The 23,607-nt window shown below is 67.8% G+C and carries 20 protein-coding genes; 3 read left to right on the forward strand and 17 right to left on the reverse strand.

Annotation, left to right across the window (positions count from 1 at the left end; all coding sequences use genetic code 11):
* From infB to JWP60_RS08930, 12 genes are all read right to left on the reverse strand, one after another.
* A partial coding sequence (gene infB, locus JWP60_RS08875) for a translation initiation factor IF-2 (RefSeq protein WP_299789395.1) occupies positions 1-2,165 on the reverse strand: 2,165 nt, incomplete at its 3' end.
* Positions 2,166-2,186: 21 nt separating this feature from the next.
* Entirely contained in the window at positions 2,187-3,692 is a 1,506-nt protein-coding gene (nusA, locus tag JWP60_RS08880) for a transcription termination factor NusA (RefSeq protein ID WP_299789398.1), read from the reverse strand.
* Positions 3,689-4,273 carry a ribosome maturation factor RimP gene (gene rimP, locus JWP60_RS08885; RefSeq protein ID WP_299789401.1) on the reverse strand — a complete coding sequence of 195 codons (585 nt, stop codon included), beginning with the start codon at positions 4,271-4,273 and terminating at the stop codon, positions 3,689-3,691. Before rimP ends, nusA begins: the two co-directional genes overlap by 4 nt.
* Before the next feature lie 196 nt (positions 4,274-4,469).
* Positions 4,470-5,039 (reverse strand): hypothetical protein, encoded by a 570-nt coding sequence (locus JWP60_RS08890; protein WP_299789404.1) that lies wholly within the window; start codon positions 5,037-5,039, stop codon positions 4,470-4,472.
* A complete protein-coding gene (locus JWP60_RS08895) occupies positions 5,039-5,677 on the reverse strand; it encodes a nucleotidyltransferase family protein (RefSeq protein ID WP_299789407.1) in 639 nt (212 codons plus the stop codon). The genes JWP60_RS08890 and JWP60_RS08895 overlap by 1 nt, the downstream gene beginning before the upstream one ends.
* Positions 5,674-6,816, reverse strand: coding sequence for a VWA domain-containing protein (locus tag JWP60_RS08900; protein ID WP_299789410.1), 1,143 nt, complete (start codon positions 6,814-6,816; stop codon positions 5,674-5,676). Before JWP60_RS08900 ends, JWP60_RS08895 begins: the two co-directional genes overlap by 4 nt.
* A complete protein-coding gene (locus JWP60_RS08905; protein WP_299789413.1) occupies positions 6,810-7,706 on the reverse strand; it encodes a MoxR family ATPase in 897 nt (298 codons plus the stop codon). The genes JWP60_RS08900 and JWP60_RS08905 overlap by 7 nt, the downstream gene beginning before the upstream one ends.
* On the reverse strand, positions 7,703-8,395 hold the full coding sequence (locus tag JWP60_RS08910; RefSeq protein WP_299789416.1) for an SRPBCC domain-containing protein: 693 nt from the start codon (positions 8,393-8,395) through the stop codon (positions 7,703-7,705). Before JWP60_RS08910 ends, JWP60_RS08905 begins: the two co-directional genes overlap by 4 nt.
* Before the next feature lie 12 nt (positions 8,396-8,407).
* Positions 8,408-10,813: an aerobic carbon-monoxide dehydrogenase large subunit gene (locus tag JWP60_RS08915; protein WP_299789419.1), complete on the reverse strand. Its 2,406-nt coding sequence runs from the start codon at positions 10,811-10,813 to the stop codon at positions 8,408-8,410.
* Positions 10,814-10,825: 12 nt separating this feature from the next.
* Positions 10,826-11,314, reverse strand: a complete 489-nt coding sequence (locus tag JWP60_RS08920; RefSeq protein WP_299789422.1) for a (2Fe-2S)-binding protein — start codon at positions 11,312-11,314, stop codon at positions 10,826-10,828.
* 23 nt (positions 11,315-11,337) lie between these two features.
* Complete coding sequence (locus tag JWP60_RS08925; protein ID WP_299789425.1) at positions 11,338-12,204, reverse strand: xanthine dehydrogenase family protein subunit M; 867 nt, start codon at positions 12,202-12,204, stop codon at positions 11,338-11,340.
* 129 nt (positions 12,205-12,333) lie between these two features.
* Entirely contained in the window at positions 12,334-13,137 is an 804-nt protein-coding gene (locus tag JWP60_RS08930) for a LytTR family transcriptional regulator (RefSeq protein ID WP_299789428.1), read from the reverse strand.
* Positions 13,138-13,339: 202 nt separating this feature from the next.
* Between JWP60_RS08930 and JWP60_RS08935 the strand changes: the two genes are divergently transcribed.
* Together JWP60_RS08935 and JWP60_RS08940 are read left to right on the forward strand one after the other, a co-directional pair.
* Positions 13,340-14,746 (forward strand): selenium-binding protein SBP56-related protein, encoded by a 1,407-nt coding sequence (locus JWP60_RS08935; protein WP_299789431.1) that lies wholly within the window; start codon positions 13,340-13,342, stop codon positions 14,744-14,746.
* A complete protein-coding gene (locus tag JWP60_RS08940; RefSeq protein ID WP_299789434.1) occupies positions 14,743-15,387 on the forward strand; it encodes a hypothetical protein in 645 nt (214 codons plus the stop codon). Before JWP60_RS08935 ends, JWP60_RS08940 begins: the two co-directional genes overlap by 4 nt.
* Positions 15,388-15,439: 52 nt before the next feature.
* Here the strand turns inward: JWP60_RS08940 and JWP60_RS08945 are convergent, their stop codons facing one another.
* The 4 genes from JWP60_RS08945 to JWP60_RS08960 all read right to left on the reverse strand — a co-directional run bounded on the left by JWP60_RS08945 (position 15,440) and on the right by JWP60_RS08960 (position 21,086).
* Positions 15,440-17,065 carry a dipeptide ABC transporter ATP-binding protein gene (locus tag JWP60_RS08945; protein WP_299789437.1) on the reverse strand — a complete coding sequence of 542 codons (1,626 nt, stop codon included), beginning with the start codon at positions 17,063-17,065 and terminating at the stop codon, positions 15,440-15,442.
* A gap of 73 nt (positions 17,066-17,138) precedes the next feature.
* Positions 17,139-18,206: an ABC transporter permease gene (locus JWP60_RS08950; RefSeq protein ID WP_299789452.1), complete on the reverse strand. Its 1,068-nt coding sequence runs from the start codon at positions 18,204-18,206 to the stop codon at positions 17,139-17,141.
* Positions 18,207-18,234: 28 nt separating this feature from the next.
* Positions 18,235-19,266: an ABC transporter permease subunit gene (locus tag JWP60_RS08955; RefSeq protein WP_299789440.1), complete on the reverse strand. Its 1,032-nt coding sequence runs from the start codon at positions 19,264-19,266 to the stop codon at positions 18,235-18,237.
* Positions 19,266-21,086 carry an extracellular solute-binding protein gene (locus tag JWP60_RS08960; RefSeq protein WP_299789443.1) on the reverse strand — a complete coding sequence of 607 codons (1,821 nt, stop codon included), beginning with the start codon at positions 21,084-21,086 and terminating at the stop codon, positions 19,266-19,268. The genes JWP60_RS08955 and JWP60_RS08960 overlap by 1 nt, the downstream gene beginning before the upstream one ends.
* Before the next feature lie 37 nt (positions 21,087-21,123).
* On the opposite strand from JWP60_RS08960, the gene fabI reads away from it, so the two are divergent.
* On the forward strand, positions 21,124-21,903 hold the full coding sequence (gene fabI, locus JWP60_RS08965; protein ID WP_299789446.1) for an enoyl-ACP reductase FabI: 780 nt from the start codon (positions 21,124-21,126) through the stop codon (positions 21,901-21,903).
* A gap of 49 nt (positions 21,904-21,952) precedes the next feature.
* On the opposite strand, the gene JWP60_RS08970 is transcribed toward fabI, so the two are convergent.
* Positions 21,953-23,607: aminotransferase class I/II-fold pyridoxal phosphate-dependent enzyme (locus JWP60_RS08970; RefSeq protein ID WP_299789449.1), on the reverse strand; the 1,655-nt coding region annotated here is incomplete at its 5' end.

A 23,607-nucleotide genomic window follows, 5' to 3' on the forward strand; every position in this document is an offset into this window, starting at 1 on the left:
TCGCCGGCCTGCGGCACTTCGGTCAGGCCCTGGATCTCCACCGGGATGGAAGGTCCTGCGGACTTGATCGCCTTGCCGTTCTCGTCGAGCATCGCGCGCACGCGGCCGTAGGTCTGGCCGGCCAGCACGACGTCGCCGGTCTTGAGGGTGCCGGATTGCACCAGCACCGTGGCCACCGGGCCGCGGCCCTTGTCCAGCTGCGCTTCGATCACGAGGCCCTTGGCCATCGCGTCGACCGGCGCCTTCAGTTCCAGCACTTCCGCCTGCAGCAGCACCTGCTCGAGCAGTTCGTCGATGCCCTGCCCGGTCTTGGCCGAGACGCTCACGAAGGGCGACTCGCCGCCGTACTCTTCCGGCACGACCTGCTCGACCACCAGTTCCTGCTTCACGCGGTCCGCGTTGGCATCGGGCTTGTCGATCTTGTTGACCGCGACCACGATCGGAACGCCGGCCGCCTTGGCATGCTTCACCGCCTCGCGGGTCTGCGGCATGACGCCGTCGTCGGCCGCCACCACCAGGATGACGATGTCGGTGGCCTGTGCACCGCGGGCACGCATGGCGGTGAACGCCTCGTGGCCCGGGGTGTCCAGGAAGGAGATCATCCCGCGCGCGGTCTCGACGTGGTACGCGCCGATGTGCTGCGTGATGCCGCCCGCTTCGCCCGCCGCCACCTTGGCGCGCCGGATGTAGTCCAGCAGCGAGGTCTTGCCGTGGTCGACGTGGCCCATCACGGTGACGACCGGTGCGCGCGGCAGCGATACCGCCGTCTGCGCAGCGACGTCCTCTTCGGTGAACGCTTCCGGATCGTCCAGCGCCGCGGTCACCGCCTTGTGCCCCATTTCCTCAACCAGGATCATGGCCGTGTCCTGATCCAGCGACTGGTTGATGGTGACCAGCTGGCCCATCTTCATCAGCACCTTGATCACTTCGGAGGCCTTGATGGCCATCTTGTGCGCCAGCTCGGCGACCGTGATGGTCTCGGGCACGTGCACCTCGATGATCCGCTGTTCGACCTGCGCCGCCTGCGAATGGTGGTCGTCGCGGTCGCGATGATCGCGCCGGCCGCCACGGGGGCCGCCGCGCCACGAGTTGCGGCCGACGCCGCCGGACGAGTCGCCGCGGGTCTTGATTTCCTTCTTCTTGGCCGGATCGTTGGCCCAGCTCGAAGACAGCTTGGCGGACTTGACTTCCTTGCCCGCACCCGGACCAGCCGGGGTCGCGGCAGGCGCGCCGGGACGGGGCGTGCCCGTGCCTTGCGCCGGCTTGTGCAGCGTGCCCTTGACGGCCGGCTTGGCCGCTTCCGCCGGCTTGGCCACCGGCTTTTCCGGAGCCTTGGCGACCAGCACCTTCTTGGGCGCGCTCATCATCGAGCGGATCGCGGCGGCTTCGGCTTCGGCCTTGCGGCGGCGCTCCTGCAGGTCGTGGGCACGCGCGGCTTCCTCGTCGGCGCGGGCCTTGGATTCGGCAGCGGCCTTTTCGCGCGCTTCGGTGGCAGCCTTCTCGCGAGCCTCGGTCTGCGCCTTCGCCACGGCCTGTGCGGCCTCGGCCTCGGCGGCCTTGGCGGCGGTTGCGCCCGCCTTGGCAGCGCTGTAGGCCTGCGCCCGCTCATCGGCCTCGCGTTCGCGTTCGGACTCGCGTTCGGCAACGGTGCGCGCCTCGTCGGCGGCACGCGCACGGGCTTCCTGCTCCTCGCGCTCGCGGCGCGTGACGGCCAGTTCTTCCTCCTGGCGGCGGATCAGTTCGGCCTGGCGGCGGGCTTCCTCCTCGCGGCGGGCGAGTTCGGCCTCGTCGGCGCCCGCAGGTCCGGACGACTGCGCGTGCGCAGCCGTTTCGGGCGCGTCCATCACGGCCGTGTCGGAGCCTTCATCGCGCTTGATGAAGGTGCGCTTCTTGCGCACTTCGACCTGGATCGTGCGGGCCTTGCCGGTGGCATCGGCCTGCTTGATCTCGGAGGTCGACTTCTTCACCAGCGTGATCTTCTTGCGATCGGCCGTGGCCGTGCCGTGGCTCGCCTGCAGGTAACCCAGCAGCTTCTGCTTGTCGGCATCGGTCAGCGAATCGGTTGGCGCGCTCTTGGACACGCCGGCGCTGCGGAGTTGCTCCAGCAGCGTTTCGGTCGATTTCTTGAGTTCGTTCGCGAACTCTGCGACGGTAGTACTAGACATGTGTTGTTCGTCCCCTCCCTGTCACTCGTGCGCGGCAGCGGTGGCTGCCTGGCCCGTGAACCAATGTTCCCGCGCCTTCATGATCAGGGTCCTGGCCTCTTCCGCGGACTGGCCAGTGATGTCCGTGAGTTCGTCGACAGCCAGGTCGGCCAGCTCGTCTCGGGTGTGTACGTTGGCGTCAGCCAGCTTGGCGATCAACTGCGGCGACAGGCCGTCGAGGTCGCGCAGGTCCTGCGAGACTTCCTCGACGCTTTCCTCGCGCACGATCTCCATGGTGAGCAGCGCATCCTTGGCGCGTGTGCGCAGTTCGTTGATCGTGTCCTCGTCGAAGGACTCGATCTCCTGCATCTCGGAAATCGGCACATAGGCCACTTCCTCGAGGCTGGTGAAGCCTTCGACGATCAGGATGTCGGCGATTTCCTCGTCGACGTCCAGCTTCTCCATGAACAGCGCGCGGATCGTGGACTGCTCCTCGGCCTGCTTCTGCGCCGACTCGTTGGCATCCATGATGTTGATCTTCCAGCCGGTCAGCTCGCTGGCGAGCCGCACGTTCTGGCCGCCGCGGCCGATGGCGATGGCGAGGTTCTCCTCGTCGACCACCACGTCCATGGCGTGCTTTTCTTCGTCGACCACGATCGACGACACGTTCGCCGGCGCCAGTGCGCCGATCACGAACTGCGCCGGGTCTTCCGACCACAGCACGATGTCGACGCGTTCGCCGGCCAGTTCGTTGGTGACCGCATTGACGCGCGAGCCGCGCACGCCCACGCAGGTGCCGATCGGGTCGACCCGCTTGTCGTGCGAGAGCACGGCGATCTTGGCGCGGCTGCCGGGGTCGCGGGCGCAGCTCTTGATCTCGAGCAGGCCCTGCTCGATTTCCGGCACTTCCTGGCGGAACAGCTCGATCATGAATTCGGGCGCGGAGCGCGACAGGATGATCGGCGCGCCGCGCAGCGTCAGGTCGACCTCCATGATCATGGCCCGCACGCGGTCGCCGTTGCGCAGGTTCTCCTTGGGGATCATCTCGCCGCGGCGCAGGCGCCCTTCGACGCGTCCGCTCTCGACGATGATGTCGCCCTTGTCCATGCGCTTGACGGTGCCCACGAAGATCTTGTCGCCGCGCGACATGAAGTCGTTGAGCAGCATCTCGCGCTCGGCGTCGCGGATCTTCTGCAGGATGACCTGCTTGGCAGCCATGGCGCCGATGCGGCCGATCGGCACCGACTCGATGCCTTCCTCGATGTGCTCGCCCTCTTCCGCGTCGGCCACCCGCTCGCGGGCATCCATCAGCAGTTCCTCGGCGTCGGGGTTCTGCAGGCCGGCTTCGTCGGGCACCACCAGCCAGCGGCGGAAAGTCTCGTAATCGCCGCTGTCGCGGTCGACCGCCACGCGGATGTCGACTTCGCCCTGGTACAGCTTCTTGGTGGCTTGGGCCAGGGCCGCCTCGACCGCGCCGAAGACGACGTCGCGCTCGACGTTCTTCTCGCGCGAGATGGCGTCCACCAGCATCAACAGTTCGCGATTCATTTCCCTTGCTCCTGAACCCCGGCGCGCTTGCGCCCCTTGAAATCCACTATCGGTGCCAGACGCGCATCCCTCACCTCGTCCAGCGTGAAGCCCAGGACCTGCATGGCCACGGACTCCCTCTTCTTCTTCGAAACCTTCTGTCCCGGCATGGGCTCGGGCTCGTCGCTCCAGGCGATCTGCCAGCCTTTGCCGTCGGCCGCCTGCTCCAGCGTGCCGCGAAACTTGCGGCGGTTGGGCGCGACCTGGCCGGCGGCGGCGGCGCCCATGGGCGCCTTCAGCGTGATGTCCACCAGCTCGCCGGCGTAGCGCTCGAAATCCCGCTCGTTACGCAACGGGCGATCGATGCCCGGCGACGACACCTCGAGCCGCTGGTAATCGACTTCTTCGACTTCCAGCGTGTACTGCAGCTGGCGCGTCACGCGCTCGCAGTCTTCGACATTCACGAACTTCTCTTCCCCCTCCTGCGGATTCCAGGGGAAGTCGATGGTCACGCGCAGCGTGCCACCGGCGGAGCGTTCGAGCTCCACCAGTTCATAGCCGAGGCCGGCCACGGTAGCGGTGACGATGTCTTGTAGTGCCAAGTGTGTGAGTGGATCAACCAAAAAAAACGGGCGGTTGCTTACCCGCCCGTTTGGTCGTGAAGACGGCATTATAGCTCTCAAACCATTGGCTCGCAAGGCGTGGGCTACAAGGCAAGGCGAAGCGGGCGGGTGTCGCGGCTCGCGCACTCCGCAGACGCAGGGCGACTGGTCACAGGTAGCGGCCGCGCCGCGCTTTTCAAGTACCGCGACCGGCGTTGCTGCGCGCCCCCAGGCTCAGCCGCAGCAGTGCCTGCACCAGCGTCACGCTGGCCACCATGCCCCAGACCATGCCGGCGAACATGCCGGCCAGCACCGCCGCCGGATCGCCCACGGCGCCAGCCCAGCCGGCCAGTTCCAGGAACAGCAGCGAGCCCGCGCCCATGCCGGCCACCATCCAGCCGGAACAGACGAGGTTCTGCCCGAGCTGCGCGCACAGCTGGCGGCGGCAGCCGCGCTTGAGCCGCGGCATCAGCGGCACCACCACCAGCCCGCCGCCCACCATGCCGATGTGCGCGAGCGGCAGTTGCGACAGGTGCAAGGCCACCATGCCCGCGAGATCCCTCGGCCCGGCACAGAGCGAAGCGAGCGTGTCCAGGCCGCCCACACGGGCGTCCACGGCCAGGCCCGCCAGCATGCCCACGGCCCCCAGCAGCAGCATCCATTGCGGCGAGGTCAGGCCGCCGCGGCCGGGCCGCAGCCGTGCCAGCACGAGCAGGCCGGCAAGCACCAGCGCGAAGCCCAGCGCGGACCAGGCGGCGCTAGTCATCAGGCGGCCTCTTCCAGCGGCAGGCCGAGCCGCTCCAGCACGCGCCGGTAGTCCTCGGGCGTGTCGAGGTCGGTGGTGTAGCGCTCGTGATCGGCCTCGAAATACCAGGTCTCCTCGGGATACTGCGCAGCCAACTTGCGGCAACCGATCAGCCGGCGACCCGCCGCGACTTCGGGCGCATACGCCGAGGCGAACACGATGGGGTTGCCCCGCTGGCCGGCATGGCGCGGGATCACGATGGAGTGATCGGAGTGGGCGCAGAAAACGTCCATCAGGACGCGCAAGTCCTCGCAGGTCAGCAGTGGCAGGTCGCCGGGACAGACCAGGATCGCATCGGTCGCCTGCGCCAGTGCGGCGACGCCCGCGGCGACCGAGCGCATCTGCCCTTCTTCGTGCCGCAGGTTGGGCTGCAGGGTGACGGGCAGGTCCATCAAGGCGCGCATCACCTCGCGCCCCTGGTGGCCGGTGACGACGACGGTCTCCTGCATGCCGGCGGCCAGCACGGTGCGCACGGTGCGGCGGATCACGGTTTCGCCAGCGAGGGGCAGCAGCAGCTTGTTGCGGCCACCCATGCGCGAAGACTGGCCGGCCGCCAGCACGACGGCGGAAAAGCGGAAGCCGGCGGGATCGGGGTTCATGTCAGTGCCTCCAGGATTTCGGGCAGCACCGCAGCGATCGCGGCCAGGCTGCCACCGGGCGCCAGCAGGTCCAGGTGCGGCAGCGCCGCCTGCATGCCCTGGCTGACCGGCGCATAACCGGGGCGGCCGCAGAGCGGGTTGAGCCACACGATGCGCCGCGCGCGTCGCCGCAACTGCGCCAGCGCGCCGGCCAGTTGCGTGGGGTCCCCCGTGTCGTAGCCGTCGCTCAGCACGATCACCGCCGTGCGTGAATGCACCAGGCGCGGCGCGTGCTCGCGGTTGAACTGCGCCAGGCTCTCGCCGATGCGCGTGCCACCGCCCCAGCCCATGGCCAGCAGGTGCAGCCGCTCCTGTGCGCGCCAGGGGTCCGGGTCGTGCAGCGCCTCGGTGACGGCGGTCACGCGGGTGTGGAAGATGAAGCTGTGCACGTCCGCCAGCTCGCCGCTCAAGGCACGGGCGAGCCGCAGGTAGAAGAAGCTGTACGCCTGCATCGAGCGACTGACATCGAGCAGCAGCACCAGCCGTGGCCGCACCCGGCGCGGGCTCGTCCAGCACAGGCGCAGGGGGACGCCACCGGTGGCGACACTGCGGCGGATCGTCGCCTGCAAGGCCAGCCGCCGACCGCGGCGCGCTGCCATCGAGCGGCGCAGGCGCAGGGGGCGCAGGCGGCGGGCGAAGCGGCGCATCAGCGCCTCGATCTCGAGGACGTGCTCGCGCGCATCGAGGTCACGGAAGTCGGCGGAGGCCAGCGAGGCGGCGCGGCTGGCGGCATCGCGCGGCTTCAGGGTGTCCCCGTCGGCAGCGCGTTCCCGGACACTGCCATCCGCGCTTGCGATGGCGACGCTGCCCGGCGCTTCCACGATCCGCTGCTGCGGCGCCGCCCAGCGGTTGGCGGGCAGGAACCAGGCATCGAACAATTCGTCGAAGCGGCGCCACTCCTCGCAGCGCCCGCACAGCAGCGCCTGCAGGCTGCAGCGCAGCAGGGGTTGATCGAGCACGCCGACCTGCTGTGCAGTGCGCAGCACATCGACCGCATCGCCGGCCCCGACGGCGAAGCCGTTGGCGCGCAGGAAGGAGGGAAAGCCGGCGAGCCGCTGCCCCGCGCGGTCGGCCAGCATGCAGTCGGGGGTGTTCAACATGCTGCAGCCAGCCGGGCGACCGCCTCGCGCGGGAAGGCGGCGCGGTCGTCGCGGGTCTTGATCAGCGCGCCCAAGGTGTCGAGGATGCGCTCGCTGCCCTCGCGCTCGATCGCCGAGATGCCCAGGCGCAGCAGGGCGGCCGTCCAGTCCAGCGTCTCGGCGATGCCGGGCTTCTTCTGCAGCTCCATGCGGCGCACCGATTGCACGAAGGCGACGATCTGGCGCGCCAGCCCCGGCGCGGCCTGCGGCGCCTTCATGCGGACGATCGCCAGTTCCTTCTCGTGGTCCGGGTACTCGATGTACTGGTAGAGGCAGCGCCGGCGCAAGGCATCGGACAGCTCGCGCGTGCCGTTGGAGGTGATCACCACCAGCGGCCGGCTGGTGGCGCGCACCGTGCCGAGCTCGGGAATCGAGAGCTGGAAGTCGGACAGCAGCTCCAGCAGGTAGGCCTCGAAGGCCTCGTCGGCGCGGTCGATCTCGTCGATCAGCAGCACCGGCGGCTGCGCGCAGCTGATCGCCTCCAGCAAGGGCCGCTTGAGGAGATAGCGCTCGGAGAAGATGTCCTGCTCCTTGAGCGCAACGTCGCGGCCGTCGCCTTCGAGCAGCTTGATGGCCAGCAACTGCCGCTGGTAGTTCCACTCGTACATCGCCGAGTGGGCATCGAGGCCTTCGTAGCATTGCAGGCGGATCAGGCGGGTCGCCCGCACGCTGGCGAGTGCCTTGGCAATCTCGGTCTTGCCGACGCCGGCATCGCCTTCCAGCAGCAGCGGCCGCTCGAGATCCAGCATCAGCAGCAAGGCCGCCGCGAGTGCCGACTCCGCGATGTAGCCAGCCGCGGCGAGCGACTGCTGCAGCAGCGCGACTTCGCCGGGGCGGCCAAGGCCTGTCATGCCCGCTTGGCCTCGAACAAGTGATGGAACCAGTCGCGCACCATGCCCCACAGCAGGGCAAGCCCATTGATGTCGCGCACGGGCGCCTCGGCGACGGGCATAGCCGTCGTGATCGTTGCCGGCGTGGCGGCGGCAGCTACGGCTATCGGCGGCGTGAGCGGCGGCTCGGTCGCCGCGGCATCGGCCACGACCGGCGTTGCGACCACCGGAGTTGCGACCACCGGCTCCTGCGGCGCCGGCGGCAAGCGCTTGGCGAAGTTCGCCGCGAACTGCTGCAGCACCTGGTCGGCCACGCCCGACATCAGCCGGCCGCCGAAGGTCGCCGCCTTGCCGCTGACCGACACTTCGCTCAGCCCCACGAGCTTGCATGCCGCCGGGCCATCGGGCTCGATGTGCGCGCGCAAGTCCATGGCGGCACCCGAGGTGCCGGTGTTGTCGGTCCCGCGTCCTATCAGGTGCAGCGAGCGCGTGGCCGCATCGATCTCGCGCACTTCCACCTCGCCGCGAAAGGCCATGCTGGCGGGGCCGACCCGCACGCCCACCGTGCCCTTGAAGTGCGAGGCATCGACGTGCTCGGTGATCCTGGCGCCGGGCATGCATTGCGTCACGGCCTCGAGGTCCTGCAGCAGGGCCCAGGCGGCGTCGGCCGACGCCGCCAGCGGAAAGCTTTTCTCGATCTGGACTTTCATGCGGCAGGGTCCTCAGTGGCGATCGATGCCCAGCGCATGGCACTGCTGCCAGACGCGGAAGGCGCTGTGCGGCATGTCCATGTGCGTCACACCCAGGTGCGCGAAGGCATCGACCACCGCATTGCTGATACAGGGGATGCCGCCCACGTGCGGCGACTCGGCCACGCCCTTGGCGCCCAGCGGGTGATGCGGCGAGGGCGTGACGGTGTGGTCGGTCTCCCAGTGAGGCGTCTCGACCGCGGTCGGCAGGAAGTAGTCCATCAGGCTGTTGCCCAGGTGGTTGCCGTTCTCGTCGAAGGGCACCTGCTGGCCCAGGGCCACCGCGAACGCCTCGGTGAGGCCGCCGTGGATCTGGCCCTCGATGATCATCGGGTTGATGCGCGTGCCGCAGTCGTCCAGCGCATAGAAGCGCCGGATCTTCACCTCGCCGGTGTACTTGTCGACGTCGACCACGCAGACGTAGGCGCCGAAGGGGAAAGTCATGTTGGGCGGGTCGTAGTACGCCACCGCGTTCAGGCCCTGCTCCATCCCTTCGGGCAAGTCGCCCTGGTGAGCGGCCATGCAGAGCTCCTTCATGGTCTTCGCCTGCCCGGGGTTGCCCTTGACGGTGAAGCGGTCGACCTCCCACTCGAGGTCGCCCTCGCCCACTTCGAGCAGGTGGGCGGCGATCTGCTTGGCCTTGTCCTTGATCTTGCGTGCCGCCTTGGCCGTCGCCGCCCCCGACACCGGCGTCGAACGCGATCCCCAGGTGCCGGCGCCATAAGGCGCCTTGTCGGTGTCACCCTCCTCCACCACGATGTCGCTGGCCGGCAGGCCGAGCTCGGTGGCGATGATCTGCGCGTAGGTGGTGGCGTGGCCCTGGCCCTGGCTCATGGTGCCGAGGCGCGCGATCACGCCGCCGGTGGGATGCACGCGGATCTCGCAGCTGTCGAACAGGCCGATGCCCAGGATGTCGCAGGCCTTGGTCGGCCCGGCGCCGACGATCTCGGTGAAGGTGGCAATGCCGATGCCCATCAGCTCGCCCTTGGCGCGCTTTTCCACCTGCTCGCGGCGCAGGCCGTCGTAGTCGACTGCCTTGAGCACCTTCTCCAGTGCCGGCGCGTAGTCGCCGCTGTCGATGGTCCAGCCCAGCGAGGTCTGGTAGGGAAACTCCTCCTTGGCGACGAAGTTGCGGCGGCGGATCTCCGCCTTGTCGATATTCAGTTTCTGGGCCAGCACGTCGATCATGCGTTCGATCAGGTACACGGCCTCGGTCACGCGCAAGGAGCAGCGATAGGCCACGCCGCCGGGCGCCTTGTTGGTGAAGACCGCATCCACCCGGCAATACGCGTTCGGAATCGCATACGAGCCGGTGCAGATCGAGAACAGTCCCGCCGGGAACTTGCTGGCCGACACATGCGAATTGAAGGCGCCGTGGTCGGCCAAGGCCGTGAAGCGCAGGCCCTTGATGCGGCCGTCGGCATCGGCCGCGAGTTCGCCGACACCGTGATAGTCGCGGGCGAAACCGGTGGTGGAGATGTTGTCGATGCGCGATTCGATCCACTTGACCGGCACGCCGGTCACGATCGAAGCGACGATGGCCACCACATAGCCCGGGTACACCGGCACCTTGTTGCCGAAGCCGCCGCCGATGTCGCCGCCCACCACGCGGATCTTGCTTTCGGCGATGCCCGAGAGCATCGCCAGCACCGTGCGCACCAGGTGCGGCGCCTGCGAGGTCATGTAGACCGTGAGATTGCCGGTCGGCTTGTTGAACGAGGCCACGCAGCCGCAGGTTTCCAGCGGACACGGATGCACGCGCGGATTGAGGATCTCCTCGCGCACCGTGACGGCCGCGCCCTCGAAGGCGGCGTCGGCCGCTGCCTTGTCGCCCGCCTCCCAGGTGAAGATGTGGTTGGGATGCTGGCGCGGCCCGTGGCCCACGTCTTTCTTCTCGGCGATGTCCTCGCGGATCAGGGGCGCGTCGGCATCCATCGCCTTCTTCGGGTCGACGATCGCCGGCAGTTCCTCGTAGTCGACCTCCACCAGCGCCGCGCCGTCGGCGGCGGCGTAGCGATCCGTCGCCAGCACCATGGCCACTTCCTGCAACTGGAAGCAGACCTTCTTGTCCGCCAGCACCGCCTGCACGTCACCGCCCAGAGTGGGCATCCAGTGCAGGTTGAGGGGCTTGAGGTCGTCGGCCGTCAACACCGCCACCACCCCGGGTGAGTCCAGCGCCCTGCTCTTGTCGATGCCCTTGATGCGGGCATGCGCATACGGGCTGCGCACCAGCGCGCCGAACAGCATGCCCGGCAGCTTGATGTCGTCGACGTAGCTGCCCTGGCCGCGGATGAAGCGCGCGTCCTCCTTGCGCAGGAGCGAGGTGCCCATGCCCTGGAGTTGTTCTTCCCTCTTCTGCAGATCCGACATGTCGCCCATGGTGGTGCTCCTTCAGACTGCAGCCGTGGCCGCGAGCTTCTGCGCGGCCGCCTGCACGGCCTTGACGATGTTCTGGTAGCCGGTGCAGCGGCACAGGTTGCCGGAGATCGAGTAGCGGATCTCCTCCTCGGTCGGATTCGCGTTCTCCTGCAGCAGCCGATACGCGCGCGTCAGCATGCCGGGCGTGCAGTAGCCGCACTGCAAACCGTGCTGCTCGTGGAAGGCTTGCTGCAGCGCATGCAAGGTGCCGCCCTGCTCCAGCCCTTCGACCGTCAGCATCTGCGAGCCGTTGCACTGCACCGTGAGCATGGTGCAGGACTTGACGGACATGCCGTCGCAGTCGACCGTGCAGGCGCCGCAATGCGAGGTCTCGCAGCCGATGTGCGGGCCGGTATGCAGCAGCCGCTCGCGCAGCGTGTGGATCAGGAGTTCGCGCGGTTCCACCGCCACGTCGACTTCCTTGCCGTTCAGCGTGAACGACACCAGGTGCTTGTTGGCCATCTTCGCTCCTTGGGTGTTGGGCTTCAGGCGCTGGCGCGCGAGTGCGCCTTCTGCAGCGCGCGGCGCGTCATCTCGCCGGCCATGGCACGCTTGTAGTCGGCGTCGCCACGCTGGTCGGCGACCGGGTCGCAGATCTCCATCGCCAGGCGCGCGGCTTCGGCGAGCGCCGATTCGTCGAGCACGCGGCCGGCCAGTGCGGCTTCGGCGGCGACGGCCTTCAGCGGCGTCGCGGCGAGGTTGGTCAGGGTGATGCTGGCATTGGCCACCCGTGCCCCATCCATCTTGAGCAGCACGGCGGCGGCGGCGGTGGCGAAGTCGCCGATCTTGCGCTTGAGCTTTTCGTAGGCCCAGCCGGTGCCCGCGGGCGGAATCGGCACCTCGATGCGCGTCATCACCTCGCCCGGCTGCAGTTCGGTGTCATAGAGGCCGTGGAAGAAATCGGCGGCGCTGACCGTCCGCGCGCCGCCCGGCCCGCGCAGCACGAAGGAGGCACCGAGCGCCAGCATCAACGCCGGATGGTCGTTGCCCGGGTCGCCATGCGAGATGTCGCCGCCGACCGTGCCGCGATAGCGCACCTGCGGATCGGCGATGGAGCGCGCACCTTCCACCAGCAGCGGCACCTTCTCGGCCAGCAGCGCCGAGCGCAGCAGGTCGTTTTCGGTGGCCATGGCGCCGATATGGATCTGGTCGCCGACCTGGGCGATGCCGCGCAGGTCCGGGATGCGCGCCAGGTCGATCAGGTGCGCCGGCGCGGCAAAGCGCAGCTTCATCATGGGCAGCAGGCTGTGGCCGCCAGCCAGCAGCTTGGCCTCGTCGCCAAAGCGGCCCAGCAGCGAGATGGCATCGGCCAGGCTCGTGGGGGCGTGGTATTCGAAGGGACTGGGGATCACGCTCGTCTCCTTGCATCGGCGCGCATCGGCCTGGGCTCTGGACTGTAGGCAAAGGCCGACACGGCGCGCGGCTGGCGCAACCAGATGCGCTGGCGCTGCACGAACGGCAGCGGTGCTGCACGAATGGCTTCAGGACCGCGTGGAGAGCGCGAAGCTGTCGCCCAGCCCGAGCTGCTCCAGCAGCACCGGGGCGCTGGCGCGCGAGACCGGGATGGCGTTGGGCGGCGGGCCGATCATGCGCAGGCTCATGCGGCCTTCGTCGCGCACGATCTCGTCGACCTGCGAGAGATTGACGACGTAGCTGCGGTGCACGCGCAGGAACAGCTGCGGGTCGAGCCGGCCCTCGAGATCGCCGATGTTGAGGTTGCAGAAATGGCTGCCTTGTGCCGTATGCACCCAGGTGTAATGGCCCTCGGAGCGGATGAAGGAGACGGCGGGCACGTCCACCAGCACGACCCGGTTCTTGCGCACGGTGGGGATCTTGCGCAGCTGCCGGCGCTCCGGCACTTCGCCGGCGGCGCGCACCGGGCTGCTTTCGACCTGGTGCGTCACCACGTCGGTGATGTCGTAGAAGACCAGCGTGTAGCCGGTGGTGGCGCCCTGCGCGTCGCCCATCTTCGAGACCTTGATCAGCAGCATCCGGTCCGGGATGTTGATCATCATGGCCATCGGCGGTGCGTTGTTCACCGGGCACTCCGCCTGCCCGAGCAGGAACTTGACCTTGGCGCGCGCGCTCTCCGGGTGGAACGAGGTCACGACCTCGCCGAAAGGCATCTTCTCCTCGACCGGCAGGCTGCGGCGGGCGAACTCGTTCATGCCCGTGACGCGCAGGTCGCGGTCGATGTGCACGACGCCCACGTCGAAGCGCTCCAGCAGGTAGAGCCAGGAGCTCGTCGGGGGTACCGGTTCGGCGCTGAACGGACAGTTCTTCACGGGCGGGGCACGGCTGAAACGAAAGACCGCGTCCGGGCAAACCTACTCCGATTGGCCGGGCTGCGCAACGCGGGAAGCGCGGTCCCCGCCAGCCCCTTTCCGTGCTGCTTGCGTGCTCCGTTCGTCCCTCGGCCTTGACTGTGGCGCCACCCCGATCACTATCCGCAGGCTGCCCGCTGCGGCAGCCACACGGAGGACCGCCATGCTCGAAACCCTGCGCCCGGATCCCACCTTCCACGCTTCGGCGCGGCTTGCAATGGAGGCCGAACCCGAACGCCTCGCGTACACGGCCCTGCTGTCACCCGACCGTTCGCGGCCAGACGCGCTGGCCGTGGTCGACGTCGATCCGGCCTCGCCGACCTATTCCTCGGTGCTGAACCGCGTCGAGCTGCCGAACCGGGGCGACGAACTGCATCACTTCGGCTGGAACGCCTGCAGCTCGGCCTTGTCGCCGCTCACGGGGCATCCCTTCCTGCAACGGCGCTACCTGATCCTGCCCGGCATGCGCTCCTCGCGGATCCACGTGTTCGACACCCAGCCCGATCCGACCCAGCCGAAGCTCGTCAAGACGATCGAGCCCGACGAGATCCTGCGCAAGACCGGCTACTCGCGCCCGCACACCGTGCACTGCGGGCCGGAGGGCATCTACATCAGCACGCTGGGCGGCGCGGGAGCCGACGGCACGCAGGGGCCGCCCGGCGTGTTCATCATGGACTGCCAGACCTTCGAGGTGCTGGGACGCTGGGAGATCGACCGCGGCCCGCAGCGCAAGCACTACGACTTCTGGTGGAACCTGCCGCGCGACTACATGGTGTCCAGCGAATGGGGGCTGCCGCCGCAGTTCGAGAACGGCCTCGTCGCCGAGGACCTGCTGGGCAACCGCTACGGGCACGCGCTGCATTTCTGGAACCTGCGCGAACGCCGTCATGTGCAGAGCATCGATCTCGGCGCGAATCACCAGATGGCGCTGGAGATCCGCCCGGCCCACGATCCGTCCCGCGAATATGGCTTCCTCGGCGTGGTGGTGGACACCACCAACCTCGAAGCGTCGGTGTGGACCTGGTGGCGCGAAGGCGGCCGCTTCCATGCGAGAAAGACGGCCGTCATCCCGCCGGAGCCCGCCGCGGCCGACGACCTGCCGCCCTTGCTCAAAGGCTTCGGCGCCGTGCCGCCGCTGGTGAGCGACATCGACCTGTCGCTCGATGACCGCTTCCTGTACGTGGCGTGCTGGGGCACTGGCGAGCTGCGCCAATACGACGTGACCGACCCGATGCGGCCCGAGCTGGCGGGCAGCGTGCGCATTGGCGGCATCGTGCAGCGCGGCAAGCATCCGACCGGCAGCCCGTTCGGCGGCGGGCCGCAGATGGTGGAGATCAGTCGCGACGGCAAGCGCGTCTTCTTCACCAACTCGCTCTACAGCAGCTGGGATGCGCAGTTCTATCCGCAAGGCATTCCCGGCGTGCAGGCGATGTGCAAGGTGGGTGCGGATGGCGGCATCGAGGTCGACCGCGAGTTCTATGTCGAGTTCGGTGCGGACTACGGCGCCCACCAGGTGCGGCTGCAGGGTGGCGACTGTTCGACCGACTCCTTCTGCTATCCCTCGGCTTGAACACGAACTGGGCGGCTTGGCTGGCGGTGCTCGCCCTGGGTCTCTACCACGGCGTGAATCCGGCGATGGGATGGCCTTTGGCGGTCGCAAGTGCACTCTCGGAGCGCAGGGCGGGCGCCATGTTCCGCACGGTCGTTCCGTTGGGATACGGTCATTTTGCGGCGATGGCTGTGGTGCTGCTGCCGGTGGCGGCGCTCGGGTGGCTGATGCAATGGAGCACGGTAGTCCGCGTAACTGCCGGCGGCCTGGTGCTGGCCTTCGGGCTCGTCCGCCTCGTGTGGCGGCGGCATCCGCGGATGCTGGCGCGCATCCCGCCGCACCGCCTGGCTTGGTGGTCGTTCCTGGTAGCAACCGCACATGGGGCCGGTCTGATGCTGGTGCCCTTCATGCTGGGGCTGTGCGCGCCGGCCGGAGTGCACGCGCATCTGGATGCCGCGTTCGCGCGATCGGACCTCGGCACCGCGCTGCTGGTCGCGACCGTGCACACAGTGGCCACGGTGCTCGCGGGCGCCACGATTGCATGGGTGGTCTACCGCTGGCTGGGACTCAGCTTCCTGCGGCAGATCTGGCTCAACCTCGATGTCGCCTGGGCCGCGAGCCTGGTGGTCGCCGGCGGGGCGGGGATCTGGATGGCGCTGTGATCACGGTGGAGTTGGGTTCGCGCGAAGCCGCACCCCACAACGCCGCGCAGCGTCACGAAGCCGCCGCCACCAGCGTCTGCGTATAGGCGTTGCGTGGGTTGTGCAGCACCTCCTCCACCGTGCCCGACTCCAGCACGTGCCCGTCCTTCATCACCAGCACCTCGTGCGCCATGGCCCAGATCACGTCGACGTCGTGCGTGATCAGCAGATAGGACAGCCCGCGCTCCCGCTGCAGGCGCTGCAGCAGCTTGAGCACCTGCTGCTGGATCGTGACGTCGAGCGCGCTGGTCGGCTCGTCGAGCACCAGCAGTTGCGGCTCGACGATCAGTGCGCGGGCGATGGCGAGGCGCTGGCGCTGCCCGCCGGAAAATTCATGGGGATAGCGGGACAGCAAACCGGGGAACTCCGCTTCGCTCAGGCCGACCTCCTCGAGCACGCGGTACACGCGCTCGCGCCTCTGCCTGATGTCCAGCGCGGGCTCGTGCACCAGCAGGCCCTCGCCAACGATCTCCTCCACCGTCATGCGCGGCGACAGCGACGAGAAGGGATCCTGGAACACCACCTGCACCAGCCGGCGGATGGCGCGATTGGCCGCGGCCTGCGGGCCCCAGTTCGTACCGACCACCGCCAGTTTGCCCTTGTGGGGGATCAGTCCGAGCGCGGCCAGTGCCAGCGTCGACTTGCCCGAGCCCGACTCGCCAACGACGCCCAGCGTGCCGCCCGGCGGCACCTGGAATTGCGCCCCCTGCACGGCGACGAACTCGCCCCTGCGGAACCAGCCCTTCATGCCGGCGATGGGCACGGGATAGCCCACGCGCAGCCCGTCCGCCTCCATCAGGGGCGGCTCGCCGGCGCGCGGCGCCTGCACGTCGCGGGCCGGCCGGCTTTCGATCAGCTTGCGGGTGTAGGCATGCTGCGGTTGCTCGAAGACCGTGGCGACCGCGCCCTGCTCCACCAGGTAGCCGCGCTCCATCACGGCCACGCGATCGGCGAAGCGCCGCACCAGGTTGAGGTCGTGCGTGATCAGCAGCACGGCCATGCCGGTCTGCCGCTGCAGGTCGGCCAGCAGGTCCAGGATCTGCTGGCGCAGCGTGACGTCGAGCGCCGTGGTCGGCTCGTCGGCCAGCAGCAGCCGCGGGCGGCACGCAAGCGCCATGGCGATCATGGCGCGCTGCCGCTGTCCGCCGGACAGCTGGTGCGGAAAGGCGCTGACCCGGCGGGCCGGTTCGGGGATGCCGGTGGCGGCCAGCGCTTCGATGGCGCCCTCCCAAGCCTGCCGCGCCGTGAGGCCCTGCTTGAGCTCCAGCACTTCGGCGATCTGGTCGCCGATGCTGTAGAGCGGATTCAGCGCCGTCATCGGCTCCTGGAAAATCATCGCGATGTCGCGTCCGCGGATGCCCAGCAGCTGGCGTTCGGAAGCCTGCAGCAGTTCGACCGGGGCCTCGCCCGCCTGCGCCGCGGCAAGACGGGCCGAGCCGCTGATGTGCGCGTTGTGCACGAGGCGCACCAGGCTCAAGGCGGTGACGGTCTTGCCCGAGCCGGACTCGCCGACCAGGGCCACCTTCTCGCCCGGGGCGATGGAAAAATCGACGCCATGCACGACCTCCTTGCCGCCGAAGGAGATGCGCAGGTCCTTGACGTCCAGGAGCGGTGGGAGAGGGATGTTCTGTTCGTTCAATTCACGCCCTGCTGGTATCGAGAACCCTCACCCCAGCCCTCTCCCACAGGCGGGAGAGGGGGCAAGAGAAGCGTCATGCATCCGCCTTGCGCGGATCGAGGGCGTCGCGCAGCGCATCGCCCATGAACGTGAGCAGCAGCAGCGTGATCACCAGCACGGCAAAGGTCGACAGCGAGATCCACCACGCGTCGAGGTTTGCCTTGCCCTGGTTCAAGAGCTCGCCCAGCGACGGTGTGCCGGGCGGCACGCCCAGGCCGAGGAAGTCCAGAGAGGTCAGCGCCAGGATCGCGGCGCTCATGCGGAAAGGCAGGAAGGTCACCACCGGCGTCATGCTGTTGGGCAGGATGTGCTTCCACATGATGCGGCTGTTGCCCACGCCCAGCGCCCGGGCGGCGCGCACGTAATCCATCTGCCGGTTGCGCAGGAACTCGGCGCGCACGTAATCGGAGAGCGACATCCAGCCGAACAGGCTGAGCAGCACGAGCAGCAGGCCGACGCTGGGCGACAGGATGGAGCTGAAGATGATCAGCAGGTACAGGTCGGGCACCGAACTCCAGATCTCGATCAGCCGCTGCATCAGCAGGTCGGTCTTGCCCGCGAAGTAGCCCTGCACCGCGCCCGCCAGGATGCCCAGGATCGTTCCCGTGACGGTCAATGCCAGGCCGAACAGCACGCTGACGCGGAAGCCGTAGATCAGTTGCGCGAGCAGGTCGCGTCCGCGGTCGTCGGTGCCCAGCCAGTTGTCCCAGGTCGGCGCGGCGGGGCTGGGCGACTTGGCGAAGTAGTTGATCGTCTTCGCGCCGTAGGGATTGGGCGCGTACACGGCCCAGTTGGGTCCGGCGGTGATGCGCTGGCGGATGAAGGGATCGAGGTAGTCCGCGGGCGTGGGAAAGTCACCACCGAAAATCTTTTCCGGGTACTCCTTGAAGACGGGGAAATAGAACTGCCCTTCGTAGCGGACGATCAGGGGCCGGTCGTTCGAGAGCACCTCGGCCAGCAGGCTCATGACCACGATGACGCAGAAGAGCACCAAGCTGGTGTAGCCCAGGCGATTGCGCTTGAAGCGCAGCCAGGCGCGCCGGCCCGGGGACAGGCTGCCCTGCCCGGGCAGCGCCGGCGCGGGCGGCTCGTCGGGCCGCAAGGGCGCGCCCTCGAGCGGTGCCGTGACTTCAATCGAATTTGACACGCGGATCCACCCAGACGTAGCACAGGTCGCTGATCAGCTTGGTGACCAGGCCGATCAGCGTGAAGAGGTAGAGCGTGCCCAGCACCACCGGGTAGTCGCGCCGGATCACGCTTTCATAACTGAGCAGGCCCAGGCCGTCCAGGGAGAACAAGGTCTCGATCAGCAGCGAGCCCGTGAAGAAGGCGCCCACGAATGCCGCCGGAAAGCCGGTGACGATGGGGATCAGGGCATTGCGGAAGATGTGCTTCCAGAGCACCTGGCGATCCCCCAGGCCCTTGGCCCGGGCGGTCAGCACGTATTGCTTGCGGATCTCCTCCAGGAAGGCGTTCTTGGTCAGCATGGCAATCACGGCGAAGCTGCCCAGGACCATGGCCGTGACCGGTAGCGTGATGTGCCACAAGTAGTCGAGGATGCGCGACGGCCAGCTCAGTTCCTCCCAGTTGGGCGAGGTCAGTCCGCGCAAGGGAAACCATTGCAGCTGCCCGCCGAAGATCACCAGCAAGGCCACGCCGAGCACGAAGCCCGGAATGGCATAGCCGACCAGCACGATCAGCGTCGTGACGAAGTCGAAGCGCGTGCCGGCCCGCACCGCCTTGGCAACGCCCAGCGGCACGGCCACGCCGTAGCTGATGAGAAAGGTCCACAGGCCGAGGCTGATCGACACCGGCAGCTTCTCGAGCACCAGCTGGCCGACGCTCTTGTTCTGGAAGAAGCTGCGGCCCAGGTCGAAGCGCGCGAACTGCTTGAGCATCTGCCACAGGCGTTCCGGAGCCGGCTTGTCGAAGCCGTACAGCGCCCTGATCTCCGCCAGCCGCTTGGGATCGACGCCCTGGTTGCCGCGATAGGAAGAACCGCCCGATTCGACGCTGCCGCGGCCGGCGGCCGCCTTCGCCTCCGAGAGGTACTGCTCGACCGGCCCGCCCGGCACGAACTGGATGACGAGGAAGGTCACGATCAGGACGCCAAGCAGCGTCGGGATCATGAGCAGCAGGCGCTTGAGGACATAGGCGAACATCAGTGCGAATCCCCCGGGCTGCCCTTGGACCACCAGTAGAACATCACCCACTCCTCGGCGGGCGCATAAGGCGGCATCGGTTCCTTGAACGCAAGACGCCAGGAGTTGTACGCCATGCGGTGGGCCGACAGGCTCCACTGGGGAACCAGGTAATGGTTGTGCATGATCACGCGGTCGAGTGCGCGGCAGGCCGGCAGCAGTTCCGCCTTGCTCCTGGCGCCGGCCGCGGCGGCGACCAGCGCATCGACCGCCGGATCCTTGATGCCCGAGTAATTGCCGGAGCCCTCGGTATCGGCGGCCTTGCTGCCGAACACATCCGCCAGTTGCTGGCCGGGATTGAAAGTGCCCGGGAAGTTGATCGTGGTGACGTCGAACTCGAACTTGTCCAGCCGCTGCTGGTACAGCGCGAAGTCCACCGAGGCGAACTTCAGCTCGACGCCAAGCTTCTCCAGGTTGCGCATCCACGGCGTGACGGTGCGCACCCCACCCTCCTTGCTGTCCATGTACTCCAGCACGAAGGGCCGGCCCTGCGCGTTGCGCAGGGCGCCATCCCGGTATTCCCAGCCAGCCGCCTTCAGGAGCGCCGCCGCCTTGCGCAGGTTCTCGCGCAGCGAATGGCCGGGACCGAGCGTGGTGGGCGGCGTGTACATGGGGCCGAACGCCGCATCGGGGATGCGGCCCTTCCAGGGCGCCAGCAACTCCAGTTCCTGCGCGCTGGGCATCCCGGTGGCCTGGCAGTCCGTGTTGCCGAACAGGTCCGTCACGCGCGGGTACCCGTTGTAGAACATCTGCCGGTTCATCCAGTCGTAATCCAGCGCCAGGTCGAGGGCCTCGCGCACGCGGCGGTCCTGCAGCAAGGGGCGGCGCACGTTCAGCACGAAACTCTGGAAGCCCGCCGGCTGCTTGTGGCCGAAAGCGCGCTTGACCAGTTCGCCGGTCTTGAAGCGGCGGCCGGTGACGCGCCGCGCCCAGTCGCCGGCCGAATAGAAGGTCATCATGTCGAACTCGCCCGCCTTCAGTGCCTCGAGCCGCGCCGTGTTGTCCTGGTAGATGCGGATGGTGATGCGCTCGAAGTTCGCGCTGCCGCGGCGCACGTTGAGGCCGCGGCCCCAGTAGCCGGGATCGCGCACGTAGGTGATGTCCTTGCCGAAGCGCACCGGTCCGATCTTGTAGGGGCCGCTGCCGATCGGGATGTCCGTGACGACCTCGTCGAAGCGCTTGGCCTTGCCGTTCACGACGCCCCAGTGGCGACTGAAGATCGGCAGGCTGCCGACGGTGAGCGGCAATTCGCGGTTCGGCTTCTTGAAGCGAAAGCGTACGGTGAGCGCGTCGACCACGTCGCAGCCGGCCACGTCCTCCAGCAGCGTGCGGTAGCCAGGCTGCGCATAAGGGCCGATCAGCGTGTCATAGCTATGCTTGACGTCGTAGGCCTCCACCGGGGAGCCGTCGTGGAAGCGCGCCTCCTTGCGCAGGCGGAAGGTGGCGGCGAGCCGGTCCGGCGCCACTTCGACGTCCTCGGCCAGCAGGCCGTAGCCCGAGGCCTGCTCGTCCATCGAACCGGCCAGCAGGGACTCGAACATCAGGCTGGCGAGGTAAGCCGGCGGCGCGCCCTTGATGGTGAACGGGTTGTATTTGTCGAAATTGGAATAGCGCTGGTTGCTCACCAGGCGCAGTTCCCCGCCCCAGGGCGCGGCCGGGTTGGCGTAATCGAAAGCCTGGAAGCCGGCGGGATACTTGAGGTCATCCCACAAAGCGTAGCCATGGGCGGCCCAGGCCGCCGGGCTGAGGACCAGGGCCAGCAGTGGCAGCAAACCTCGCATGCGACAATTCTGCCGAGTTTTTTCACACGAGAGTTCCATGGGCTTCCTCACTGGCAAGAAATTGTTGATCACGGGCGTGCTGTCCAACCGCTCGATCGCGTATGGCATCGCGCGCGCCTGCCAGCAGCAGGGCGCGGAGCTTGCCTTCAGCTACGTGGGCGAGCGGTTCAAGGACCGCATCACCGAATTCGCCGCCGAGTTCGGATCGAGCCTGATCTTCGATTGCGATGTGGGCGACGACGCGCAGATCGCCAAGCTGTTCGCGGACCTCTCGGCCACCTGGCCCAAGTTCGACGGCTTCGTCCACAGCATCGGCTTCGCCCCGCGCGAAGCGATCGCGGGCGACTTCCTCGAGGGGCTCTCGCGCGAGGGCTTCAAGGTGGCGCACGACATCAGCGCCTACAGCTTCCCGGCACTCGCCAAGGCGGCCCTGCCCTATCTCAATGACAAGTCGGCGCTGCTCACGCTGACCTATCTCGGCTCGCTGCGGCTGGTTCCCAACTACAACACGATGGGGCTGGCGAAGGCATCGCTGGAGGCGTCGGTGCGCTACCTCGCGGGCTCGCTCGGTCCCAAGGGGATTCGCGTGAACGGCATCAGCGCCGGTCCGATCAAGACGCTGGCCGCGAGCGGGATCAAGGACTTCGGCAAGCTGCTGAGCATCGTCGCGCAGGCCGCGCCGCTGCGCCGCAACGTGACGATCGAGGATGTGGGCAACGTGGCCGCATTTCTCCTGAGCGATCTCGCCGGCGGCGTGACGGCGGAGATCACGTATGTCGATGCAGGGTTCAGCCACACGGCGATCGTCGCGGAATAGGTTTTCTCCCTCCCAACCCTCCCCCGGAGGGGAGGGAGTAGTGCACACCCTATTCCTTCACGCAATCCGCGAAGTAGCGCGTCTTGCCGGTAGCGTCCACCTCCATCACCAGCCCGTGGATGTCGGTCTCGAAGCCGGGGCACTCCTCGTTGAAGGCACGCGCGAACTTGAGGTAGTCGACGATCTTCTTGTTGAAGACCTCGCCCGGAATCAGCAGCGGAATGCCGGGCGGATACGGCGTGATCAGCGCCGTGGTGATGCGCCCTTCCAGTTCGTCGATCGGCACGCGATCGGTCTTGCGATGCGCGATGTGCGCGAAGGCGTCGCTGGGCTTCATCGCCGGCTGCAGGTCGCTCAGGTAGATCTCCGTCGACAAGCGCGCGATGTCGTACTTGGCATAGAGCTCGTGCACGTACTGGCACAGGTCGGCCAGGCCCATGCGCTCGTAGCGCGGGAACTGCTGGCAGAACTCCGGCAGGATGCGCCACATCGGCTGGTTCTTGGCGTAGTCGTCCTTGAACTGCTGCAGCGCCGACAGCAGCGTGTTCCAGCGGCCCTTGGTGATGCCGATGGTGAACAGGATGAAGAAGCTGTAGAGGCCGGTCTTCTCCACGATGACGCCGTGCTCCGCCAGGAAGCGCGTCACGATGGACGCCGGGATGCCGGTCTTGGCGAACTTGCCATTGAGGTCCAGTCCAGGCGTGACGATGGTGGACTTGATCGGGTCCAGCATGTTGAAGCCTTCGGCCAGGTTGCCGAAGCCATGCCATTTGGCGGAACGCGCCTCGCCCTTGATGATCCAGTCGTCGGCCCGGCCGATGCCCTCTTCCGCCAGCTTGTCGGGCCCCCAGACCTTGAACCACCAGTCCTTGCCGTATTCCTGGTCGACCTTGCGCATCGCGCGGCGGAAGTCCAGCGCCTCCTGGATCGACTCCTCCACCAGCGCGGTGCCGCCGGGCGGCTCCATCATCGCCGCGGCCACGTCGCAGCTGGCGATGATCGCGTACTGCGGGCTCGTCGACGTGTGCATCAGGAACGCCTCGTTGAACAGGTGGCGGTCCAGCTTGTTCTCCTCGGCGTCCTGCACCAGCACGTGGCTGGCCTGGCTGATGCCGGCCAGCAGCTTGTGGATCGACTGCGTGGAGTACACGAGCGACTTCTGCGGCCGCTTGCGCTTCTTGCCCATCGCATGGAAGCTGCCGTAGAACGGGTGGAAGCAGGCGTGCGGCAGCCAGGCCTCGTCGAAATGCAGCGCCTCGACGTAGCCATCGAGCATGCGCTTGATGGTCTCGGTGTTGTACAGGACGCCGTCGTAGGTGGACTGGGTGAGCGTCAGGATGCGCGGCTTCACCGTCTCCGGGTCGACGCCCTTCAACAGCGGGTTGGCCTTGATCTTGGCCTTGATCGCCTCGGGGGAGAACTCGCTTTGCGGGATCGGACCGATGATGCCGAAGTGATTGCGCGTCGGCTTCAGGAACACGGGGATGGCCCCGGTCATGATGATCGAGTGCAGGATCGACTTGTGGCAGTTGCGGTCCACCACCACCACGTCGCCCGGCGCGACCTCGTGGTGCCAGACCATCTTGTTCGACGTGCTGGTGCCGTTGGTCACGAAGAAGCAGTGGTCGGCGTTGAAGATGCGTGCCGCATTGCGCTCGCTGGCCGCGACCGGACCGGTGTGATCGAGCAGCTGCCCGAGTTCGT

It is taken from the genome of Ramlibacter sp., assembly GCF_028291745.1.
Taxonomy (GTDB): domain Bacteria; phylum Pseudomonadota; class Gammaproteobacteria; order Burkholderiales; family Burkholderiaceae_C; genus Ramlibacter.

What these genes read in the sequence shown, in the direction of transcription:
- nusA (WP_299789398.1), bottom strand. Translation starts at nt 3,692, where the DNA reads ATGAATCGCGAACTGTTGATGCTGGTGGACGCCATCTCGCGCGAGAAG.
- JWP60_RS08890 (WP_299789404.1), bottom strand. Translation starts at nt 5,039, where the DNA reads ATGACTAGCGCCGCCTGGTCCGCGCTGGGCTTCGCGCTGGTGCTTGCC.
- JWP60_RS08895 (WP_299789407.1), bottom strand. Translation starts at nt 5,677, where the DNA reads ATGAACCCCGATCCCGCCGGCTTCCGCTTTTCCGCCGTCGTGCTGGCG.
- JWP60_RS08900 (WP_299789410.1), bottom strand. Translation starts at nt 6,816, where the DNA reads ATGTTGAACACCCCCGACTGCATGCTGGCCGACCGCGCGGGGCAGCGG.
- JWP60_RS08905 (WP_299789413.1), bottom strand. Translation starts at nt 7,706, where the DNA reads ATGACAGGCCTTGGCCGCCCCGGCGAAGTCGCGCTGCTGCAGCAGTCG.
- JWP60_RS08910 (WP_299789416.1), bottom strand. Translation starts at nt 8,395, where the DNA reads ATGAAAGTCCAGATCGAGAAAAGCTTTCCGCTGGCGGCGTCGGCCGAC.
- JWP60_RS08915 (WP_299789419.1), bottom strand. Translation starts at nt 10,813, where the DNA reads ATGGGCGACATGTCGGATCTGCAGAAGAGGGAAGAACAACTCCAGGGC.
- JWP60_RS08920 (WP_299789422.1), bottom strand. Translation starts at nt 11,314, where the DNA reads ATGGCCAACAAGCACCTGGTGTCGTTCACGCTGAACGGCAAGGAAGTC.
- JWP60_RS08935 (WP_299789431.1), top strand. Translation starts at nt 13,340, where the DNA reads ATGCTCGAAACCCTGCGCCCGGATCCCACCTTCCACGCTTCGGCGCGG.
- JWP60_RS08955 (WP_299789440.1), bottom strand. Translation starts at nt 19,266, where the DNA reads ATGTTCGCCTATGTCCTCAAGCGCCTGCTGCTCATGATCCCGACGCTG.
- JWP60_RS08960 (WP_299789443.1), bottom strand. Translation starts at nt 21,086, where the DNA reads ATGCGAGGTTTGCTGCCACTGCTGGCCCTGGTCCTCAGCCCGGCGGCC.
- fabI (WP_299789446.1), top strand. Translation starts at nt 21,124, where the DNA reads ATGGGCTTCCTCACTGGCAAGAAATTGTTGATCACGGGCGTGCTGTCC.